The sequence below is a fragment of the Archangium violaceum Cb vi76 genome (assembly GCF_000733295.1).
GTDB classification, from domain to species: domain Bacteria; phylum Myxococcota; class Myxococcia; order Myxococcales; family Myxococcaceae; genus Archangium; species Archangium violaceum.
This window is the reverse complement of record NZ_JPMI01000277.1, coordinates 122,452-144,431: the sequence shown is the minus strand read 5'-3', so window position 1 is coordinate 144,431 and position 21,980 is coordinate 122,452. Positions and strand designations below refer to the sequence as shown.

Genomic DNA, 21,980 nt, shown 5'->3' with positions numbered 1-21,980 from the left:
ACGCCATGGACAACGCGACCGCGCAGGCGCCTGTCAGCACCACCACGAAGCACGTCACCTTCCGCATCTGGCGGCAGGACGGCCCGGACAAGCCGGGTCACTTCGACGAGTTCCGCGTCCCGTACAACAAGGGCGCGAACGTCATCTCCTGCCTGATGGAGATCCAGCGCAACCCGGTCACCACCGATGGGCGCAAGGTGTCTCCGGCCATCTATGACGCCGCCTGCCTCGAGGAGGTGTGCGGCAGCTGCGCCATGAACATCAACGGGCGGGTCCGCATGGCCTGCTCGGCGCTGATCGATCGCATCATCGGGGACGGGGAGCCCATCATCACCCTGGAGCCGATGAAGAAGTTCCCGGTCGCCCGCGACCTGGCGGTGGATCGCAGCCGCATGTTCGAGGCGCTCAAGCGCGTCAAGGCGTGGATCAACATCGACGGCACGCACAACCTCGGCCCCGGCCCGCGCCAGTCCCAGGCGGACCACACGGTGATGTACAAGCTGTCCACGTGCATCACGTGCGGCAGCTGCCTCGAGGCGTGCCCGCAGGTGACGGTCGACAACGACTTCATGGGCGCCGCCGCCATCAGCCAGGCCCGGCTCTTCAACATGAACCCCACCGGCAAGATGAACGCCGAGGAGCGCGTCCGGGGTCTCATGGGTCCGGGCGGCATCCAGGACTGCGGCAAGGCCCAGAACTGCGTGAAGGTGTGCCCCAAGGAGATCCCCCTCACCACCTCCATCGCGGCGATGAACCGCGAGGTGACCAAGCAGGTCATCAAGGACATCTTCTTCGACCTGGGTGGCGAGAAGACGTCGGCGGGCGGTCCGGGGTAGGGCGGGACCGCGGTTGTTGCACCACTGTTTCACGGGGCCCCGTATCCGGCTGTTCCTCGCCGGGGCGGGGCCTTGGTTCTTTCTGGTCCGTCTGATTGGCCCTTGACAGTAGGGCCTTGCCAAGCGGGCCATTCTGCGCGAGAGAGGCAGCCGCGCCGTTCCGCCCCGGAGGCTCGCTTCCGGGTGCCAGTCTCTCGCATCACTCGCGTCACCCGGAGCCTCGATGAAGATCCACGAGTACCAGGGCAAGGAAATCTTCCGGAAGTACGGCGTTCCCACGCCGCGCGGCATTCTCGCGCTCTCGCCCAAGGAGGCCGAGGCGGCCGCCAAGGAGCTGGGCACGCCGGTGGTCGTCGTGAAGGCCCAGATCCACGCGGGTGGCCGCGGCAAGGGCGGCGGTGTGAAGCTCGCCAAGAGCCCCGCCGAGGCCAAGGACCTGGCCCAGCAGATGCTGGGCATGAAGCTCAAGACGATCCAGACCGGGCCCGAGGGTCAGACGGTCCACAAGGTGTACATCGAGGAGGGCCTGGCCATCGGTCAGGAGCTGTACCTCGGCGTGACGCTGGATCGCGCCACCTCGCGCGTCACCTTCATGGCCTCCCGCGAGGGTGGCGTGGAGATCGAGGAAGTGGCCGCCCACAGCCCCGAGAAGATCCTCCGTGAGTCGGTGGATCCCGCCGTGGGCTTCCAGGACTTCCAGGGCCGCAAGCTGGCCTTCGGCCTGGGCCTCACCGGTCCCACGGTGAACAAGTTCGTCCAGTTCTGCTCCTCGCTCTACAAGATGTACATGGAGACGGACTCCTCCCTGGTGGAGATCAACCCGCTCGTCATCCTCAAGGATGGTGGCGTGGTGGCGCTCGACGCGAAGGTGAACTTCGACGAGAACGCGCTCTACCGGCACAAGGATCTGCTCGAGTACCGCGACATCGCCGAGGAGGAGCCGCGCGAGACCCAGGCCAAGGAGTGGGACCTGGCGTACATCGCGCTCGAGGGCAACATCGGCTGCATGGTGAACGGCGCGGGTCTGGCCATGGCCACCATGGACACCATCAAGCTGGTGGGCGGTCAGCCGGCCAACTTCCTGGACGTGGGCGGCGGCGCCAGCAAGGAGAAGGTGACGGCGGCCTTCAAGCTGATCCTCGCCGACCCGGCCGTGAAGGCGGTGCTCGTCAACATCTTCGGCGGCATCATGAAGTGCGATGTCATCGCCGAGGGCATCATCGCCGCCGCGAAGGAAGTGCAGCTCAAGGTTCCGCTCGTGGTGCGGCTCGAGGGCACCAACGTGGAGAAGGGCAAGGAACTGCTGCGCAACTCCGGCCTCGCCATCACCCCCGCCGACAACCTCCGCCAGGCCGCCGAGAAGGCCGTCGCGGCGCTGAAGTAGTCCAGGCAGAGAAAGGTTCAAGCCATGAGCATCCTCGTCAATGAGAACACGAAGGTCCTCTGCCAGGGCATCACCGGCTCGGCGGGCTCGTTCCACTCCAAGCAGATGCTGGAGTACGGCACGAAGCTGGTCGGCGGCGTCACGCCGGGCAAGGGTGGCACCGACTTCGAGGGCAAGGTCCCCGTCTTCAACTCGGTGGCCGACGCCGTGAAGCAGACCGGCGCCAACACCTCGGTCGTCTTCGTTCCGCCCCCCTTCGCCGCGGACTCCATCATGGAGGCCGCTGACGCGGGCATCTCCCTCATCATCGCCATCACCGAGGGCATCCCCGTCAACGACATGATCAAGGCCAAGCGCTACCTGCAGGGTAAGCCGGGCGTGCGGCTGATCGGCCCCAACTGCCCCGGCGTCATCACCCCGGGCGCCAAGTGCAAGATCGGCATCATGCCGGGCCACATCCACAAGCCGGGCCGCATCGGCGTGGTGTCCCGCTCGGGCACGCTCACCTACGAGGCCGTGTACCAGCTCACCCAGCTGGGCCTGGGCCAGTCCACCGCCGTGGGCATCGGCGGTGATCCGGTCAACGGCACGGACTTCGTGGACGTGCTGAAGCTCTTCAACGCGGACCCCGAGACGGACGCCGTCATCATGATCGGCGAGATCGGCGGCGACGCCGAGGAGCGCGGCGCCGAGTACGTGGCGCGCGAGTTCACCAAGCCCATCGCCGGCTTCATCGCCGGCCAGTCGGCTCCTCCGGGCAAGCGCATGGGCCACGCCGGCGCCATCATCTCCGGTGGCAAGGGCACGGCCTCCGAGAAGATCAAGGCCATGGAGGCCGCTGGCTTCGTCATGGCCGCCAGCCCCGCCGAGCTCGGCACCACGCTTCAGGAGGCCGTCAAGCGCGGCGCTCCCAAGAAGAACCGCTAGTCCCACCTCCCACACGTCAAACGAGGACCATCCACCATGGCCATCGAGCGTACGCTGTCCATCATCAAGCCCGACGGGCTCCAGAAGGGCGTCATTGGCAAGGTCATCTCCCGCTTCGAGGAGAAGGGCCTGAAGCCCGTTGCCATCCGCCTGCAGCACCTGTCCCAGGCCCAGGCCGAGGGGTTCTACGCCGTCCACAAGGCGCGTCCCTTCTTCAAGGACCTGGTCAACTTCATGATCTCCGGCCCCGTGGTGCTGATGGTGCTGGAGGGTGAGAACGCCGTCCTGGCCAACCGCGACATCATGGGCGCCACCAACCCGGCCAACGCCGCCCCGGGCACCATCCGCCGCGACTTCGCCACCAGCATCGACCAGAACACGGTGCACGGCTCGGACAGCCTGGAGAACGCGAAGATCGAGATCGCGTACTTCTTCCGCGAGACCGAGATCGCCCCCTACGAGTACACCAGCAAGAAGTAGTTGGTAGGGCTTCATGCCCTCCAGGCTCCGGCCCGGCTTCCGCGCTCCTCCGCGGTGGCCGGGCCGATGCTTTTTGGAACTCGAACACGTGAACGCCCCTGGGTTGCCCTGACGAGCGTGTGAAGTCATTCACTCATACGGTGTGACGCGACTCACTGCACTCAAGTGGATTGCTCCCTAGAGTGCGCGACTTGTGGGCCCACGAGAAGAGGGCCCTCTGCGATCTGTGTCTGTGGAATGAGTTGCACGCGGACCAGCGCAGGTATCGGGGGGGGGAATGCATGTCGGTTTTGAAGGGTGTTGGAACGGGTGTGGCCCGGAGGGTGAGCGTATTGGCGGGATGGATGGTCCTGCTCTGCGCCTTCGCCGCCCATGCCACGAGTGGACTTGATTGGCTTGCAACTCAACAGAGTGTTGACGGGAGTTATGGTGGCGGCCCGGATTCGCTTGCTACGCCAGTGCAGTCCACCGCCGAGGTACTGCGAGCCCATCAGGCGCTCGGGCAGACCACGGCCCTGGGATTTGCCTCAGCCATCGGTTTTCTCAACCTCGAGGCGGGGACGCATACCGAGTTCCTCGCGCGAAAGATCCTGGTCAATGCCCAGCAGGGCTATACGGTCGATGTTGCGTGGATCTCGCAACTCCTCTCCCGCCAGAACGCCGACGGTGGCTTTGGTGATCGGCCGGGCTACGGCTCGAGTGTGCTCGACACGGCCGTGGCGCTTGAGGCTCTAGCGGCGACGAATCAGGCGACCAGCGCTCAGTCAGTTCGAGCGATTGGCTTCCTTCGGGAGTGCCAGCAGTCCAATGGTGGCTGGGCCGATGGGGCCAACGACGCGTCGGTCTATCTCACCGCCGCGAGCATGCGCGCCTTGCTGCCCTATCGCACCACCTATGCGAGTGTGGCTGGGGGGCTCACTGGTGGGCAGAACTTCCTGCTTTCCCGGCGTGGCTTGGATGGGCTGTGGGGCGGGGATTTCCTGAGCGCTCTGGCGCTGCTCGCCGTGACACCGAACCTGAGTGATGTGTCGGTGATATCCAACAGCGCTGCTGGCCTGCGGGCCCTCCAATTGCCCAATGGGAGTTGGAGCAACGATAGCTACACCACAGCCCTGGCTCTCCAGGCGATCCGGGCCATCGAGTCCCGTTCCAGTGGAGGGTCGACGTCCACGACAACGGAGGGGGCCATCGCCGGTTACGTCGTGAGGGCCAACAGCTCCGAGCCCCTCTCCGGTGTCACGGTCACCATCAACGAGTTGGCCGGCACCCAGGTAGCAACCAACGGGGATGGTTTCTTCATGTTTCCGGGTCTGCCGCCGGGCGACTACACGGTGATTGCGACCAAGGCGGGCTACACGTTGGCGGGTGTCGCGGTTGGTGTGGATGCCAACCAGGTCACCCTCGCTGGCAAACTGGTGCTGGAGGTCGTCCCCGATAGCGGCCTGCTGCGCGGAGTGGTGTTCGATGCCGCGACCCTCAAGCCACTTCAATCGGTGCAGGTGTCGCTGAACGGAACGTCCAGCCTGTCGGTGCTTACGAACGGGGCGGGCGAATTCGACTTCGGTCCGGTGGTGCCGGGCAGCTACACGGTGCACTTCGCGAAAATGGGCTACAACACCCTGAGTGGCGCGGTGACCATCGTGGCGGGGCAGGTGGTGTCAATGCAGCCCGCCATGACCGCGGCCGTGCCCGGCGGCGATGTGGACGATACGCCGGGTGTTGTCGTGGGCGAGGTGGTGGATGGAAAGACCGGCCAACCCATCGCCAACGCGGTGTTCAACCTGGGCGGAGGCCTGAGCGCCACCACTGCGACGGACGGATCGTTCAGCATCACGTCCGTGCCGCGCGGGACCTACGAAGGCACTGTCACCGCCACCGGATACCATTCGGGCACGTTCAGCCTGGTGTTCACCGCGGGTGCAAGTGGTGCGATTGGTAAGATGTCGCTCTTCCGGATGGAAGCAACTCCGGCGCCGACCACGTTGACCCTGCGCGGCCTGGTCACTGATGGTGTGAGTGGCGCGCCGATTGCTGACTCCACGGTGACACTGGTGGAGAGTGGGGCGGAGGTCAACACGAGTACTGACGGACGCTTCACCTTCTCCGGCATCACCCTCAAGAACTTCAGTCTCTTCGTGAGTGCCAGCGGCTATGTTCCGGATACCTACACGATACAGGTGTCGGCGATGGGTGAGGCCGAGGTGCAGCTCAGGCTGTCTCCGCCGCCGCCGGACGTTCCCGGGGCGACCACGAGCACTCTGGCGGGTGTGGTGACCGACTCCGTGAGCGGCGCCCCCATCAGTGGTGTCCGGGTGACTGTCACGGGCACCGCGCTGTCGGCCACCCACGGACGTCACGGGGCACTACAACCTCGGTGGCATCACCAGCCTGTCGTTCTCCGTGCAGGTGTCCGCGGTGGGTTATGAATCGCGGACCTCCAGCGTGAAGCTCTCTGCGCATGGCGAATACCCCTTCAATTCGTCACTTCAACCGGTGCCGGGGGATAGCTTCCAGATCGTCTCGCTGAGCGCCAACCAGGCGGAGACCGGAGCGAATGGCAAGGCGCTGTTCACCGCCCACATCGCCAGTCTGTTGCCCGAGCCCGGGTCAGCTCTGGTGTTGGGCGAAATCCAGGACGCGACGGGCACGACGGTGGCGACCGTCTCGCCCTACGCCGAGGGAACGACCATCCCGCAGAGCCAGTTCACCTTCGCCCCGGGCGAGCCGAAGGTGCTCACCATCCCGTGGAACACGCTGCAGTTCGCGGCGGGCATGTACAGGCTGGTCCTGCGCGTGGTGGAGGTCGGCACCGTCACCCGCCTCGAGCCGCTGGGCGTGGTGCTGGCGGAGGAGAGCACCTACACAAAGGTCATCCCTACAATGAGGATCGACGGAGCGCTGGGCATCAATCCGCCGCTGGCCCAGGCGGGCATGTCCACGCCGGTGAGCTTCTTGGCGCTGGTGCGTAACGCGGGCAACACGCCGCTGCCGGCCGGTGCCTACGCGCTGACGGTCGTGCATCCGGGCACGGCCGCCGTGCTGTACTCCGCCGAGGCTTCCACAGACGCTCTGGCGGTTGGCGTCAGCACCTCGCTGGCCTTCGGCTCCTGGGTTGCGGCCACCGCCGGAAACCTGCAGGTGCGCGTGGTCCCGAAGAGCCCGGGCATCGCGGGCGAGTTCACCAGCCGACTGTACGTCGGTGACAAGGCGAGCGGTACGTTCACGGTGGACCGGCACGTCGTGCCCGAGGGGACGCACACCGTGCGTGGGAAGATCAGCGTACAAGGCGTGGATGTCACCCAGGTGGGCAGCACCGATCCGCTCTTCACCCTGGTGAAGGATTCCTTGAAGCGCGGAGCCGACTATACGGCGTCGGCCTCCGTCTCCTGGAACAACGCGAACCATTGCCTGGGGTGCCATACCCAGTCCCAGAGCCTGCTCGGCCTGTCGAGCTCCTTCGACAAGACCAACGTGGACCGGAATGCGACGCAGGTGCTCTACAACGCCGTCACCAGCAGTCAGTGGACGGATGGGGCCTTGCAGAACTCCTGGCCCGATGATGTCCAGACCCAGACCATTTTGGGCCTGTGGTCCCTGTCTGAGTGGCCCGATGTCCAGAGCGTCTTCCGCACGAAATTCAAGGCCGCGCGGTTCCTGCTCGACAGGAAATACCGGAGCGGCAACCAGACCTGGTGGCCACGGGATTACGACAAGGGCTGGTGGAGACACGACCCCGTCCACGCCGGGTTGGCCGTCAAGGGACTGGTCAGCGTCCTGAAGGACATCGCTAAGCTCGAGTCGATGCCCACGGACTACTCCCTGACCGATGTCCACCCGATGGGTACCGCCACCACGCCCGTGGAGGACATGGCGATGGGTCCCAATGGGCTCCTCTACATGGTCAGGGCTGGCGTCATCGAGAGTATGGATCTGCAGACCGGGACGGTGACCACCGTCGTCTCGGGCCTGCCGTCCGGGATCCAGGGTCTGATCATGGGAAGCGACGGAACCATGTACGTCACCCGCGAATCGTCGGCGTACCTCATCACGATCAAACCTGATCGCACCTGGGTGAACGTGCCCGTGGGACAGACGAGTCGTTTCAGGGATGGAGTCATCGGTCCGGATGGGTGGCTGTACCTGTCCGACTCGCTCTACAACCGGATCCTGCGCAGGAGCCCGGCGGGGGTGTTGGAGACCTATGTCACGGGTGGATTGTTGAAATGGCCCAGTGATCTGGTGTTCGACGCGGACGGCAACCTGCTGGTCGCGAACCAGGAGGGCTACAACATCCTGAAGGTGTCGAAGACGGATCGCGCGGTGTCCGTCATGGCGGGAGGCTTCGCCTACGCGCCGTATCGGATGGTACTGGCACCTGACAATACCCTGTATGTGACGGTCATTACCAAGTCGCGGAGTGAGCCGACCACGATCACCGAGGGAGTGATGCGGGTGCGTCCGGGTCCGGACGGCAACATCGTCGAGCGTGTCGCCGAGATGAGCAAGGCGCGCGCCATCGTGGCGACCAGTGGCCACATCTACGTAAGCAACAACTCCACCAACTTCCTGCAGAAGGTGGAGTTCGGCACGATGGACGCCGCCGCCATCAACCAGTTGCGCGACGAGTTGCTCGTCGAGATTCCTCGTGTGGCGCGCTACTTCATCGCGAACCACAAGGACAAGAGCCTCTACAACGTCGTGCATTCACAGCGGCTCATTGGACTCGCCGAGGCCCGTAGCGTAGTGACCGATACGACGCTGCTCGCCGAGATCGACGCGGCGATCGCCTACGAGGACAACCTCTTGCGGAACCGCCAGCGTGCCGACGGCGGCTGGGTGGACTACGAGAACACCACCACCACTGATGCATTGGCCACCGCCATGGTGGGCCTCGCGCTCGAGTACCAGAACCCGTCGGCGGATGATCCGAAGATCCGAAAGGCCATCGAGAATCTGCTCGCCAGGCAGGCCCTGAATGGCTCCTGGGGGAGCAGCCCCTATACGCTCTCCACGACGAGCTTCGTGATGATCTTCATGCCCAAGGCTCTCGAGCGGCTGGGTGGCATCGACATCGACCTGCACGTCAGCCTGCCGGAGTCGGTTCAGCTCGGCAATCCGACCCTCGCGCCGACCAGCACCAGCACTGCCTCCCACTACGTCTGGAATCTGCGGGGCGTGACCGGCGAAGGGCGTGACGTGGAGTTCGACCTGACCCTGAGCGATATGGCGCTGCACGAGCAGCGGCCGGTAGTGAGCCAAGCCTATCTGGAGTTCAGCAACTCCTTCCTGGAGGAGAAGGTCCAGCTCTCGTTGGACATCCCGCAGGTCAGCACAGCGGATGCGATGGCGCTGACGATCGCGACCAACAAGTCGCTCTACCGGGCCAACGAGCAGGTGGAGATCACCTCCACGGTGAAGAACACCGGGGCGGAGTCGGCCTCGGGTCAGGTGGTGTGGGCGATCCGTGTGCCCGGCAGCGCCACTCCGTTGGCGACGCTCCCGTTGCAGTCCGTGACCGACCTCGGTGCCACCCTGGTGCAGACGCTGAACGCTGCGTGGAACACCGCTGCCACCCTGGTGGGCAATTACGAGATCTACGCGAGGCTGCTCGACGCGCAGGGCCGGTTGGTCGCCGAGGCCGTGGCGCCGTTCAGCATTGGCGCCCCCACGGTCGTCGCCTCCACCCAGGTCACGACGAACAAGCCGACCTACAACGCCTGGGATGCGGTAGCGATCACGGGTCGTGTGCGCAACGACGCGACCAACGTCCTGCTCGCGAACTCGCGTGTCGAGCTCACCGTGAAGACGCCGTTCGGTGACACGCTCTACTTCGACACGCGCAACGTCAACCAACTCGCGCCGGGAGGGCTGATGGATCTGCCCTTCGGGTTGAAGCTGGCCGACGCCGTCAGCGGTCAGTACCAGGTCACCCTGGTGCTCAAGGACGCGCTCACCCGTGCGGTGTTGAGCGCCAGTACGACCCACTTCCAGGTGGAGCGCCGTGCCCTGCAGGGACTCACGGGGACGGTGACCGTGGCCTCGTCGCTGGTCTACAAGGGCGAGCCCAACGCCTGCACCGACACCACGAAGACTGTCTCAGCCAGTACGGTGACGGGCGTGAAGCTGACCCACCAGCTCGTCGACGTTGGCGCTGGCATTGTGCTGGACGAGGTCTCCCAGACCGTGAGCCTGACGCCAGGCGGAGCGGGGCACGTCTACGTGCGCAACGCCGTGGCCCATGAGCTCGCCCCGGGAAGCTATGCCTGTGTTCTCAAGGCCGAACTGGAGGGGAGCACCCGCCCCCTGGCCGTCGCCGGCTTCCAGGTTGTCGAGTCTCCCATCGGCCTCTACGCCAACCTTTCTCCCAATGGCATGGGCCGCGTGCTCGTGCTGCTCGACCCGGCCCACCCGGAGGACGGCGTGGCGGATGTGGATCCCCATGGGCCCGCCAGTGCCCCGTTGCTCTCCGTGCAGAAGGCCTTCCTGACGCAGCTGCTCACTGAGGCGGGTTATTCCTTCGCCCTCACCGAGTCGGCGGCTGACTTCACCACCAAGCTGCGCAGCGGCGGATACAGCACCTACGTCCTGTTCACCGAAGCGGAGACGCTCGACCAACAGGCCCAGAAGGAGCTGCGCGAGGCGATCTTCCGTGGGGAGGGACTCGTCATCGCGGGCGACCATGATTCGCGCCACTCGCTCGTGCACGGCGCCCTGGGGATCGAATACGCCCACACCGTCACCGATGTCCTGGGCGTGAAGCCCACTTACACCGGGGCTTCCGAGAACGGGGAGTTTGGGGTGCTGACCGACGAGGTTCCCCTGCGCATCAGCCGCCTCACCGCGGAGAGCCTGGGCACCTATGTGCTGGATGGTAGCGTGAGCCAGCCGGGACTCGAACTGGATACCCTGACCCTGAATAGCTACGGACAGGGTAGGGCCGCCTTCGCGGGTGTCGATCTGCTCGCCATCGCGACTCGCGATGGGCAGACGAGCCTCGCGGCCGAGACCCTGCGCACGCTGCTCAACCGGGTGCGTTCGCCGAACCTCTACATGGGTCCCGGTGCAGTCGTGCCCGTCGAGTTCCTGGTTGCGAACCTGGGCATCGCTGTTTCCGTCACCGCCACGGTGACCGTGCCCACCGGGGCGAGCATCATCGATCCGGGAGTGGGGATTGCCAGTGGACAGACGGTGACCTTCACCTTCCCCCTTGCGGTCGACGAGGTGAAGACGGTGCGATTCTGGGTGCGGCTGCCCGAGGTCATCGGCCCCATGACCCTGGATACCCTGGTGAGCGGGAGCCGTGACGGCCACACGGTGTTGGTGGCACCCGTGCCCACGTTGACCCTGTTCGTCCCGGAGGAGGAGTCGCTCAGCGACATCCGGACCCAGCTCGATGCGCTGGTTCAGGACGGTTACCCGGACAGCGTGGTGCTCACGGATGCCATCGGCTCCCTGGACCTGGCGATTGCCGCGTCTCCAGCGCAGGCCACGACGCACGTGCTCGCGGCGGCCGATACCTTGTCGGGCCTCACGGACTCGGGTGTCACCCGGCTGCGCATGATTCTCGGCCGCTGGCTGCGTTGGATGGGGCTGTCCGCGGATTGAGGACGGCCCCGCTGTACGGTTTGACAACACCTTTCAAATATTCAAGAAGCTACACTCCAGCCGGAGCGTAGCCGTAGAGAGAGAATCACCCCATGCAGGTATCTGTCAGAGAGCAACCCCGTCGCGCCAACGGCTTCGTGCAGGGCATTTCCATGTTGGTGATGGCGGCGATGGTCTGCCTGTCCCTGAGGCCGCTGTCGGCGGCAGCAGAGGCACGGCCGAACACGGGCGTACGGCCGGTCGTGGTGGGAGCGCTACCGCCTGTTCAGTCGCGGGCGCCTGTGAGTGCCATGACGACCGCGGATGACCAGTACGGTCAGGCCCTGGAGGAACTCAAGGAACTGGTGAGCGCCAAACCGGGGCAGCGCCAGTCAGTGTCGGGCGCCGCCGGCCTCAACACGAGCGGTGCGCAGCGGCGAGTCCAGTCGATCAGCGAGAAGATCCAGCAGTTGGAGAAGCTGGATGTGGCGGTGGATGCCTCGTTCGCGGAAGTCGGGAAGAGGCTCGACGACAAGAAGCTCTCGGAGGAGATCAAGGCGCGTCATCATGCCGCAGAGCTGGTGTTCAAGCAGAAGCGGAAGGAGATGAAGCGCATCCTCGAGAAGTTCAAGGCCGCTGACGCTGCTGGCGATGAGGCCAGGCGAGAGAAGAGCATTGAGGAACTCGGCAGGTTTCTTGCCGCCAACCAGCCGGGCAAGCGCCACAAGAAGCTGGATCCGAACAAGCTTCCTTGGCGGGTCCCGGATGGCAAGGCGCGTAAACCAGCGAAATCCCCAGAGGCGTTCGCGCGATCGCTGGCAGGTTCGGACTCCACCTTGAGAACGGCCCTTGCTCCGGCGACTAGCGGCGATCTGTCTGCGACCGATGACGTGCAGATCACGCAGGCTATCAGTGATCTGGCGGTCTCGCTTGGGAAGAACCCGGTGCCGCTGTACCACTGGGTGCGCAACAATATCGATTATATCCCCAGCTTCGGGTCGATCCAAGGCAGCGACGCAACACTCAACAAGAAGCAAGGCAATGCGTTCGACACGGCCTCACTCCTAATCGCCCTCTATCGTGCCAGCGGCATCCCAGCGCGCTATGTGTACGGGACCATCCGGGTCCCGGCGGACGCCGCGATGAGCTGGGTAGGAGGAGTCGCGAAGCCGGAAGCAGCACAGCAGCTCTGGGTACAGGGTGGTGTCCCCAACGCCGCACTGACGTCTGGTGGCCGCATCACGCACATCGAGCTTGAGCATGTGTGGGTCGAGGCCTGGGTAGACTTTGAGCCTTCCCGCGGGAAGAAGCAGGGGCAGGGCGACACATGGGTGTCCCTGGATGCCAGTTTCAAGCAGTATACCGACAACGTGGGCCTACTCGGCGGGGCCAATCCTTCGGTCGACATGAATACCATCACCTCGGCATCACTCTCGGGTGCAACGGTGAATGTGGCGGAGGGATGGATTCAGAATCCCAACTTCACAGCCGTTCGGTCCGGTGGTGAGCAGTATCTCAATGAGCACACCAGCTATGTCGAGCAGGTGAAGCCGGATGCAACTGTTGGCGAGGTGTATGGAACTCGTGTCTCCCTCAAGGAGCAGTTCGAAATCCTGGCCTCATCCCTTCCGTACAAGACGGTCTCTATTGGTGCGCGATACTCCGACTTGCCACCAAGCCTGACCCACAAATTCCGGTACTCGCTCTACGCGGGCGAGTCCGGACGCTCGCTTGATAGCCCAATACTCTCGTTCTCGGAGAGCCTTCCCAACCTTGCTGGCCGAAAGGTGATGCTGCTCTACGCACCGGCCACTCACGCCGATGCAGAGCTCATTGCAAGCCGCCTTCCACAGCCCAATGCCGACGGTAGTCAGCCGACGCCGGAGGAACTGTCAGATGTGACCTTTCCGGCCTACCTGATCCGGCTTCGCCCCGAGATTCGTGTGGATGGGGTTGTTCGGGCGACGGGATCCCCCGTTACTATGGGAACAGAGCTCCTTGGAACTGGCGGCTTTACCGAGCTGAATTTGTCCCTGGGTTGGGACGAGACTTCGGACATCCTGAGCGCAGGCCAAGTGACCGCCATCGGCCTCAATATGCAGGGGATCGATGCTGAGCGGATTGTGCGGCTCAAGGCGCAGGCAGCGGAAGCCAAGGCGCTGATCGAGAGCGGTGACACCAGCGGCCTGTTCAGGAATGACGTCGGGGGCGATCTCCTGACGACGGTGCTTTGGCAATATTTTGCATTGCTTGACGCGTCCGGGCGAGCCATGCGGCTGCGGGCCCGAGTTGTCGACTTCCCGGCGCTCTCGTTTGGTCTGGTTCATGTTGATCTGGGTGTCGAGTCTGTTTTCGGGGTTGCCAAACGCGCCAAGTTCTCTGGGGTGATGTTGGACATCGGTCACCTTCGAAACATCCGATGGTCAATGGATAATGACAAGAATGTGTGGGCTCGTGCCAACCGGGTCATGGGGATGCAGGCCAGTACGCAGGAGCATGCGGTACTGGAAGAGTTGCTGGTTGCCCAGGGGCAGACCGGAGAGGCCGCTTCTACAATCAAGTTGCTAGCAAAGGCGGCCGCTGCGGGGCAGCGTATCTACGTTGTCACGCAGACGAATATCGGTGTGGTGCTCCCCCAGCTTGAGCTGGGTTCTGATATCCTGGATGGCATCCGGTCCGCAGTCGCGTCTGGAAAAGAAGTCACTGTCCATCAACGGCCCGTGGATGTCCAAGGTTGGTCTGGGGCGGGATACATCGTCACTGATGTCGAAACGGGAGCGGGAGCCTATCTGATCGAGGGGGGGGCGAATGGAGGCTATCTGAAGGCTTTCAATTATGGGGCTGCAGTAGGGGTGTCCCTGGGAGTTGCCATCATGGTAAGTCTTTTCCTTGGTCCGATGCTGGGATGGCTTTTTGTCGGTCTGTCGGCCTTGTATATTGCCGTCCTCGGTGTTTTTGTTGTCTATCAAATGCAAAAAGCGTATGCGAAAGATGATGATAAGTTCAACTGCTTCGTAGGTGGCTTTCTGCTCGGTCTGGATCTTGGCATGGCTCCCTACCCGCCGAGCGCTATTGCGGCAGTGTTCATCACTGTCTTGTCCAGTTTGTTCGTTGATGGGAATTCGGGAATGAACTGCGGGGCAATGGGGTGAGGCTGGAGATGAGGTAAGGTTCCGGCATTGCGGATGGAGCGAGGAGTTTGCGCCGTTCGCGATGTCGGCGGCTGGAGCACAACTGTCTGCCTGAAAGGCACAGCCATGCTAGGTTTGTTCCCAGGCCGATCACACAGGAAGGACCGGATTTGAAGCTACCTAGTTGGAGTTACCTCCCGATCGTTTGGGGCACCACTCTCGTGTTTCTTTCTGCTGCTTCATGGTCCATGGTGTTCAAATCCCCGTATCCACTTCCGGGTCTGAGACAGCTCACCTCCCCAGGGGTGGGCTGGCCACTTGGGCTTGCCACGGGGGGGCTGTCGTTATTCTTGTCGATCCCCTCCATCCCCGTGAGAGACCGGCTGCTCATCGGGATCGGGTTCGCATCCTGCCTGGCGTTTACGGTGGGGCTTTTCGTGTCTGTTGGCTGCTTGGGCTTTTATCTGTTGATCGTCTACGCCTTGGTCAGCGCGGTTACGAAGCTTTGAGCGGGGAAGGGGACGAGCGCACCTTTGACTCCAGGCCCCAGGTTGTGGGAAGTCACCCCCACACTCCCCCCGTTGGAACCATGATGCAGCCCGAGTCCTCCAACATCCCCGCTGCGATCGCCGAACTCCAGGCGACCCCCGCGCCCGCCCCGGCCCCCGCGCCCGCGAAGCTCACGGAGGTCTCCAGCCTCACGCTGGAGGGGCTCACCCGCTTCCTCACCGAGGAGCTGGGCGAGCGTGCGTTCCGGGCCGGCCAGCTCTACCGGTGGATGCACCAGCGCGGCGCCACCTCGTTCGACGAGATGACGGACCTCTCCAAGGCCCTGCGCGAGAAGCTCAAGACGCGCGCGGAGATCGTCCCCCTCGTGAAGGACGCCGAGCAGCGCTCGGTGGATGGCACCATCAAGTACCGCTGGAAGACGCGGGACGGCCGCTACATCGAGTCCGTCTACATGCCCTCCGAGGACCGCAAGACGCTCTGCGTGTCCACCCAGGTGGGCTGCGCCATGGCGTGCAGCTTCTGCATGACGGGCACGCTCGGCCTCAAGCGCAACCTCACCCCGGGGGAGATCGTCGCCCAGGTGCACGCGGTGAACCGCGAGGTGCGCAAGCTGGAGCAGCTGGAGACCTGGCGCCCGCTCTCCAACCTGGTCTTCATGGGCATGGGCGAGCCCCTGCACAACTTCGAGAACCTGAAGACGGCGCTCTCCATCCTCCAGTCGGTGGAAGGCCCCAACTTCAGCCACCGCCACATCACCGTCTCCACGGTGGGCCTGGTGCCGATGATCGAGCGCTTCGGCCAGGAGACGGACGTGAAGCTCGCCATCTCGCTCAACGCGAGCACCGACGAGCAGCGCTCCAAGACGATGCCCGTCAACCGCAAGTGGAACATCGCGGCGCTGCTCGACGCCTGCCGCAAGTTCCCCCTGCGCCAGGGCCGCCGCATCACCTTCGAGTACGTCCTCCTGCGGGACTTCAACGACAGCGACGAGGACGCCTACCGCCTCATCGAGCTGCTCGAGGACATCCCCGCCAAGGTCAACCTCATCCCCTACAACGAGAACCCCGGGCTCGGCTTCAAGACGACCATGGACGAGCGGGCCGAGCGCTTCCGGGAGCTCCTCACCAACGGGCACGTGGCCGCCTTCATCCGGCAGAACCGGGGCCGCGATATCGCCGGCGCGTGTGGCCAGCTGGCCAACCGGGGCGGCGAAAATGCGTCGGAATCGACGCAAAACCCCGAGCTTCCTTGACAATCCGCTTGTGGCGGCGCTAAGAGCGCCCCCCTCCAAGCTGATCACCTTCTTGTCTCACCTTCAGTTTTCACCTGGAGCATCAGAAATGGCCGTTGTCCTCCGTCTTGCCCGCGCGGGCGCCAAGAAGAAGCCGTACTACCACGTGGTGGCCACCGACTCCCGTAACCCCCGGGATGGCAAGTTCCTCGAGGCCGTGGGTTCCTACGATCCCAACCACAAGCCCGCCAAGGTGGAGTTCGCCGCTGAGCGTCTGGAGTACTGGCTGAAGGCCGGCGCGGTGCCCTCCGACACCGTGGGCGAGCTCATCAAGCGCCACAAGCGCGCCGCCCCCGCCGCCAAGCCCGCTTAGTCTCCTCGCAGGCCGAGCGGACAGCGTGGAGCAGCTCATCATCTATCTCGCGCGGGCCCTGGTCGATCAACCTGACCAGGTGAGCCTGCGCGCGTCCGACGTGGACGGGGCCCGGCTCTATGAGCTGAAGGTCGCCCCCGAGGACGTGGGCAAGGTCATCGGCCGGGACGGTCGCACCGTGGGTGCCCTCCGGACGTTGGTGGGTGCCGCGGCCCAGAAGCAGGGCCAGAAGGTCCGCCTGGAGATCCAGGACGACCGGCGCCAACCCCAGGCCGCGACCCCCGCGCCCGCCACACCCCCTGAAGGCCCGTGACGCTCAAACCCCATCTCGAGCTGGGCTATGTGGCCCGCGCCCATGGTCTCCAGGGAGAGGTGGCCGTCCGCACCTTCGACCCGGCGTCCGAGACGCTCGACCATGTCGAGCGCGTGCTCGTGCGTCCGCGCACCGGCGCCGAGCGCGTCCTGCGCATCGCCTCCGTGCGTCCCACGCCCAAGGAGATGCTCGTCGTCTTCGAGGGCGTGAAGGGCCGTGACGCCTCCGAGGCACTGGTGGGCGCCACCGTGCTCGCCTTCCGGGAGGACCTCGAGCCTCCCGCCGAGGACGAGTACTTCCAGGGTGACCTGGTGGGGCTCACCGCCGTGGACGAGGCCGGCAAGGTGCTCGGCCGCGTGGAGGAACTCTGGGAGACCGGCGAGGTGCCCAACCTCGTCATCCGTGCCGAGGGCAGGGAAGAGCTGGTGGTGCCCTTCGTCGACGACTTCGTCTCCACCGTGGACATCCCGGGCGGCAAGCTCGTGGTGAAGCCTCCGGAGTACCTGGAGGCGGGCCCGGAGGAGGCAGAGGCGCCGGAAGGGGGCGAGGGCTGATGTACCCCGTGGAGGTGGTGACGCTCTTCCCGGACAGTGTCTCGGGCTACCTGGGCGCGAGCATCCTCGGGAAGGCCCAGGAGAAGGGGCTGCTCGGCGTCACCGTCACGTACATCCGTGACTACGCCGAGGGAAAGCACCGCGTCACCGACGACACGCCCTACGGGGGTGGTGCCGGCATGGTGATGAAGCCGGAGCCGCTGGTGGCCGCCATCGAGGCCGCCCGGGCCCGCGCCCCCGCTGGGGCGAAGGTGCTGTTGATGAGCCCTCGGGGCCCCGTCTTCACCCAGGCGCGGGCTCGCGAGCTGGCGAAGGAGCCCGGGCTGATCCTCGTCTGCGGCCGCTACGAGGGCGTGGACGAGCGCGTCATGCCGTTCCTGGACGGGGAGGTGTCCCTGGGGGACTTCATCCTCACCGGGGGCGAGGTGGCCGCCCTGGCCGTGGTGGATGCCGTGGCCCGGCTGCTGCCCGGGGTGCTGGGCAACGAGGTCTCCAGCGTCACGGAGAGCTTCGAGGAGGGCCTGTTGGAGCACCCCCACTACACCCGGCCGCCCGTCTTCCGTGGCGCCGAGGTGCCCGCCGCCCTCCAATCCGGAGATCACGCGCGGATCGCCCGCTGGCGCCGCTGGAAGGCCCTGCAGCTCACCCGGGAGAGGCGCCCGGACCTGTATGCCCGCCTGGAGTTCAACAAGGCGGATTTGAAGTTGTTGTCCAAGAAAGAGGAGGAGCTGTAGCCCCTCCAACGGTTCCTGGGCCATTGGTCGGTGTTCTGCGGGCTTGTCCGACCCCCGGCTCTCTGGTAGTACGGCCCGCTCTCAGTTTTCGTACCCCGAGTCTGAGCTTTTCTGGAGTCAGTCATGCGTCGCAGCGCGATCGAGTACGTGGAGGCCAAGAACCTCCGTAAGGACGTCACCCAGTTCCGTACCGGTGACTCGGTTCGAGTTCACTGGAAGGTCAAGGAAGGCGACAAGGAGCGCGTGCAGGCGTTCGAGGGTGTCGTCATCCGCAAGAAGAAGGGCCACAACCGCGCCACCTTCACCGTCCGCAAGGTTTCCTTCGGCGTGGGCGTGGAGCGCATCTTCCCGGTGCATAGCCCGCGCTACGAGAAGATCGAGGTCCTCACCCGCGGCAATGTGAACCGCAACCGCCTCTTCTACCTCCGCGCCCTCAAGGGCAAGGCCTCCCGCGTGGAGAGCCAGGAGGACGCGGAGATGCGCCGCGCCGCCGCCAGCCACCACGCCGCCAAGGCGAACGCCAGCTAGGCATCAGCCGCTCGCATCCTCGCCAGCCCGCCAGGGCCGGTGCTTTTCGGGGAGCGTCCTTTCGAGGACGCTCCCTTTTTTCATGCCCAGGCGCGCTAGAATGGGGGGCGCATGAACTTCGTCGAGGTCGCCGTCCAGAACGTCCGGGGGTTCTCTCCGGCGGGCCGTTTCTCCCTGAAGACCGGGTATCTGGTCCTCAAGCCCCCCACGGCGGAGCTGAGCCCGCTGGCGGGGTTGTCGCTCGCGCTGCTCTACGCGGATGGCCGGGGCGGTGATGCCGCGCTCGCCGCTTCCACGCAGAAGGCGGCCAAGGCCGCGCTCACCCTGGTGGGACAGGACTCCGTCACCTACCGCGTGTTGCGCGAGCTCGGCGGTGGAGGCTCGCTGCACCGGCTCAACCCCGCCACGAAGCAGCCGGAGCTGGTGACGCAGGACACCGCCGAGGCGAACCAGTTCCTCCGCGGCCAGGTGGGCCTGCCGCCGCGCACCACCTTCGAGCAGCTCTTCTGCCTCCAGGCGGTGCAACTGCCCTCGCGCCGTCCCCGCGGCGCGGGCCGTCCGGCCTCCACGTCGGGCCTGCGTGCGCACTCGTCCACGGGCATGCCCGCGATGCGCTCGCCGACCTCGCCGGGCATGGCGCACTCCGCTCCCGGCATGTCCATCTCGTCTCCGGGCGTGCTGCCCGCCTCGGACATCCCCGCCGCCGAGGCGAAGGTGCGCGAGCTCGAGAAGGAGCTCGTGCTGTGCAGGGAGGTGGACAACCTCCAGTTCGAGGTGGATGGGCTCAACTCCCAGGTCTTCGATCTCGAGTCGAAGCTGCGCAGCACCGATGGTCTCAAGGAAAAGGTGCGCGAGGCGGAGGCGGCCTGGAACGCCGAGCCCACGCCCGAGTCGTTCGGCCTGCCCCAGGACATCGTGGCCCGCGCGGAGCGCTACCCGCGGACGCTCGCGCGCCGTGACGAGGCCCTGGCGCGCCTGCAGTCCGAGCGCGAGGTCGCCGAGGAGGAGGCGCAGCGGCTGCCGGATGTCGAGCCGCTCGTGCGCAACCGCAACTTCTGGATCGCCGTGGCCGCGGGCGTGGGGTTCTTCGTCGCCGGCTTCTTCTTCAGCGACTGGGGCCGGTACGTGGCGCTGCTGGACATCCCGGCCTTCGGCTTCGCCGCGGTGCTCGCCATCCGCTACGTGGACGAGCTGCAGGACAAGGATCGGTTGAGCCGCCGTGGCGAGATGTTCGTCGCGCGCGAGAAGAAGATCCTCGAGGAGTTCGAGGCCGAGGCCGGCCCGGTGCGCAAGGCCCTGGAAGTGTTCGACGTGGACACGCCCAAGGAGATCCCGCTGCGCCTGCAGCGCCGCGAGCAGCTCGGCGCCGAGGTGGCCCAGCTGCGCGCCCAGCTCGTGACGATGGAGAAGCACCCGGAGTTCCAGGAGGCGGCCCACCAGCTGCCGGTGCTCCGCAAGCAGATCGAGCTGCTCAACGCGCAGATCTCCGAGAAGGGTGCCTTCGTGCGCGATCTGCGCGAGGTGGAGCGGGAGCTGGCCCGGCTCAAGGAGTCCATCGCGCTCGCGCGTAACCCGCAGATGGCCGGCATGGGCATGGGCATGGCCGCCGCGGATGTGGCCGGTGGCGGCATGGAGCCCCTGGAGGATCCGGGGCCCCTGGTGCTCGGGCTGGCGGGGGATCTGCTGGCCACGGACGTGGCCGCCGTGATTGGCATGATGCGCGAGCGGTGCGTGCAGTACTTCAGCGCGCTCACGGAGCGCCGCTACGTCGGCGTGGAGTGGGACCGGGATGGGCGGACGATGGTGGTGACCTCTTCGGGCAGGCGCATGCCGGTGGGGGAGCTGCCTCCGCGCGAGGTGGACCTCTTCTTCCTGAGCCTCCGGTTGACGGTGGTGGAGAAGGTGAGCGCCCGGGTGAAGCTGCCGCTGCTCGTGGAGGACGCGCTGGTGGGGCTCGACGAGTCCCGGCTGCCGCTGCTGGGGCGGATGCTCAAGCACCTGGGCACGCTGACGCAGGTGCTGCATGTGAGCCCGCATCCCGGACTGGCGCAGTTGTCGGACGGGCCTGTCAATCTGTAGGGCGCGCCATGGTGGCGTGTGGGGCTCCCCAGGGTGGGGGCCCGGGAGGGGTGGGGATGGAACGGGCAGGGGTGGTGGATCGGAAGGGGTATGGGGACGAGGGCGAGGAGGTGGCGGTGCGTTTCCTGGAGGCTCGGGGCTACCGGGTGCGCGCGCGCAATTTTTCCTGCCGCTACGGGGAACTGGACGTGGTGGCCGAGCACGGGGACACCGTGTGTTTCGTGGAGGTGCGGATGCGCTCCACGGCGGTGTGGGGAGATCCTTCCCACACGGTGTCCTTCGCCAAGCAGCGCAAGGTGGTGAAGGCCGCGCTGCATTACCTCCTGGCCCATCGGCTGCGGGACAGGATGATCCGTTTCGATGTCATCTCGGTGGTGGGCCGTGGCGAGCACGCCACGGTGGAGCACCTGCCGGGCGCCTTCGACGCGGGGATGTGAGGAACGGATATGGCTGGGACGCTCTACCTGGTGGCCACGCCCATCGGGAACCTGGGGGACATCTCCACGCGTGCCCTGGAGACGCTGCGGGCGGTGTCCTTCGTGGCCTGCGAGGACACGCGGCACTCGCGCGTGCTGTTGGACCACTTCGGCATCTCCGCGGACACGGTGAGCCTGCCGGCCTTCGCCGAGGGCCAGCGCGCCGGCCGCATCCTGGAGCGGCTCGAGGCCGGAGAGGACTGCGCGCTGGTGACGGACGCGGGCAGCCCGGGGATCAGCGATCCCGGGGAGAAGCTGGTGGCCGAGGCCATCGGGCGCGGGGTGAAGGTGGTGCCCGTGCCGGGTCCCACGGCGCTGGTGGCGGCACTGAGCGCCTCGGGGCTGCCCACCGGGCGCTTCCACTTCCTGGGCTTCCTGCCGCGCAAGGGGCCGGAGCGCCAGGCCATGCTGGAGGAGGTGGCGCCGCTGTCGGCCACGGTGGGGATCTACGAGTCCCCGCGCCGGCTGGCCGAGACGCTGACGGACCTGAAGGACGCGTTGGGGGACCGGCGCGCGGTGGTGGCGCGGGAGCTGACCAAGGTGCACGAGGAGTTCGTGCGCGGCACGCTGTCGGAACTGGCCGAGCGTTACGCGGCCGAGGAGCCCCGGGGCGAGGTGGTGGTGTTGGTGGAGGGGCGTACCGGAGAGCGGCGCTGGTCCGAGGAGGAGCTGCAGCGGGCGCTGGAGGAGGGGCTCGGGCGAGGGGAGAAGCTCAAGGCGCTCAGCACCGAGCTGGCCCGGCGTGCCGGTTGGTCCGGGCAGGACGTGTACCGGCTGGGGCTCGGGCTCAAGAAGCGGTGAACCCCATCAGTTGAATCCAGTCCTCACCAATTTCCCCTC

Annotated in this window: 16 protein-coding genes; all 16 read left to right on the top strand. The window is 65.7% G+C overall.

Translation table 11 applies throughout. The features are described 5' to 3' along the window. Positions 1-5: 5 nt before the first annotated feature. The 16 genes from sdhB to rsmI all read left to right on the top strand — a co-directional run bounded on the left by sdhB (position 6) and on the right by rsmI (position 21,941). The gene (sdhB, locus tag Q664_RS38695) at positions 6-836 is read left to right on the top strand and encodes a succinate dehydrogenase iron-sulfur subunit (protein WP_043407841.1); all 831 of its coding nucleotides are present in this window, start codon (positions 6-8) and stop codon (positions 834-836) included. Positions 837-1,059: 223 nt separating this feature from the next. Further along, positions 1,060-2,220 carry an ADP-forming succinate--CoA ligase subunit beta gene (sucC, locus tag Q664_RS38690; RefSeq protein WP_043407838.1) on the top strand — a complete coding sequence of 387 codons (1,161 nt, stop codon included), beginning with the start codon at positions 1,060-1,062 and terminating at the stop codon, positions 2,218-2,220. 24 nt (positions 2,221-2,244) lie between these two features. Next, the gene (gene sucD, locus Q664_RS38685; protein ID WP_043407835.1) at positions 2,245-3,147 is read left to right on the top strand and encodes a succinate--CoA ligase subunit alpha; all 903 of its coding nucleotides are present in this window, start codon (positions 2,245-2,247) and stop codon (positions 3,145-3,147) included. Between the two features lie 36 nt (positions 3,148-3,183). Then, entirely contained in the window at positions 3,184-3,627 is a 444-nt protein-coding gene (gene ndk, locus Q664_RS38680; RefSeq protein WP_043407833.1) for a nucleoside-diphosphate kinase, read from the top strand. 281 nt (positions 3,628-3,908) lie between these two features. After that, positions 3,909-6,053, top strand: a complete 2,145-nt coding sequence (locus Q664_RS38675; protein ID WP_152622589.1) for a carboxypeptidase regulatory-like domain-containing protein — start codon at positions 3,909-3,911, stop codon at positions 6,051-6,053. A gap of 16 nt (positions 6,054-6,069) precedes the next feature. Next, positions 6,070-11,232 carry a hypothetical protein gene (locus Q664_RS38670; RefSeq protein WP_152622588.1) on the top strand — a complete coding sequence of 1,721 codons (5,163 nt, stop codon included), beginning with the start codon at positions 6,070-6,072 and terminating at the stop codon, positions 11,230-11,232. Between the two features lie 92 nt (positions 11,233-11,324). Next, positions 11,325-14,363: a transglutaminase-like domain-containing protein gene (locus Q664_RS38665; protein WP_043407825.1), complete on the top strand. Its 3,039-nt coding sequence runs from the start codon at positions 11,325-11,327 to the stop codon at positions 14,361-14,363. Between the two features lie 571 nt (positions 14,364-14,934). Continuing rightward, positions 14,935-16,104: a dual-specificity RNA methyltransferase RlmN gene (gene rlmN, locus Q664_RS38655; RefSeq protein WP_425117461.1), complete on the top strand. Its 1,170-nt coding sequence runs from the start codon at positions 14,935-14,937 to the stop codon at positions 16,102-16,104. 88 nt (positions 16,105-16,192) lie between these two features. Then, positions 16,193-16,456, top strand: coding sequence for a 30S ribosomal protein S16 (gene rpsP / locus Q664_RS38650; protein WP_043407820.1), 264 nt, complete (start codon positions 16,193-16,195; stop codon positions 16,454-16,456). Between the two features lie 25 nt (positions 16,457-16,481). Beyond that, entirely contained in the window at positions 16,482-16,769 is a 288-nt protein-coding gene (locus tag Q664_RS38645; protein WP_043407818.1) for a KH domain-containing protein, read from the top strand. Then, a complete protein-coding gene (gene rimM / locus Q664_RS38640; protein WP_043407815.1) occupies positions 16,766-17,323 on the top strand; it encodes a ribosome maturation factor RimM in 558 nt (185 codons plus the stop codon). Before Q664_RS38645 ends, rimM begins: the two co-directional genes overlap by 4 nt. Then, positions 17,323-18,057, top strand: coding sequence for a tRNA (guanosine(37)-N1)-methyltransferase TrmD (gene trmD, locus Q664_RS38635; protein WP_043407811.1), 735 nt, complete (start codon positions 17,323-17,325; stop codon positions 18,055-18,057). Before rimM ends, trmD begins: the two co-directional genes overlap by 1 nt. Before the next feature lie 123 nt (positions 18,058-18,180). Next, a complete protein-coding gene (gene rplS / locus Q664_RS38630; protein WP_043407808.1) occupies positions 18,181-18,585 on the top strand; it encodes a 50S ribosomal protein L19 in 405 nt (134 codons plus the stop codon). A 111-nt stretch (positions 18,586-18,696) separates the two neighbouring features. Further along, the gene (locus Q664_RS38625; protein ID WP_043407805.1) at positions 18,697-20,664 is read left to right on the top strand and encodes an ATP-binding protein; all 1,968 of its coding nucleotides are present in this window, start codon (positions 18,697-18,699) and stop codon (positions 20,662-20,664) included. 56 nt (positions 20,665-20,720) lie between these two features. Beyond that, entirely contained in the window at positions 20,721-21,101 is a 381-nt protein-coding gene (locus Q664_RS38620; protein ID WP_043407803.1) for a YraN family protein, read from the top strand. Positions 21,102-21,110: 9 nt separating this feature from the next. Beyond that, the gene (gene rsmI, locus Q664_RS38615) at positions 21,111-21,941 is read left to right on the top strand and encodes a 16S rRNA (cytidine(1402)-2'-O)-methyltransferase (RefSeq protein ID WP_043407801.1); all 831 of its coding nucleotides are present in this window, start codon (positions 21,111-21,113) and stop codon (positions 21,939-21,941) included. The last annotated feature ends 39 nt before the right edge of the window (positions 21,942-21,980 follow it).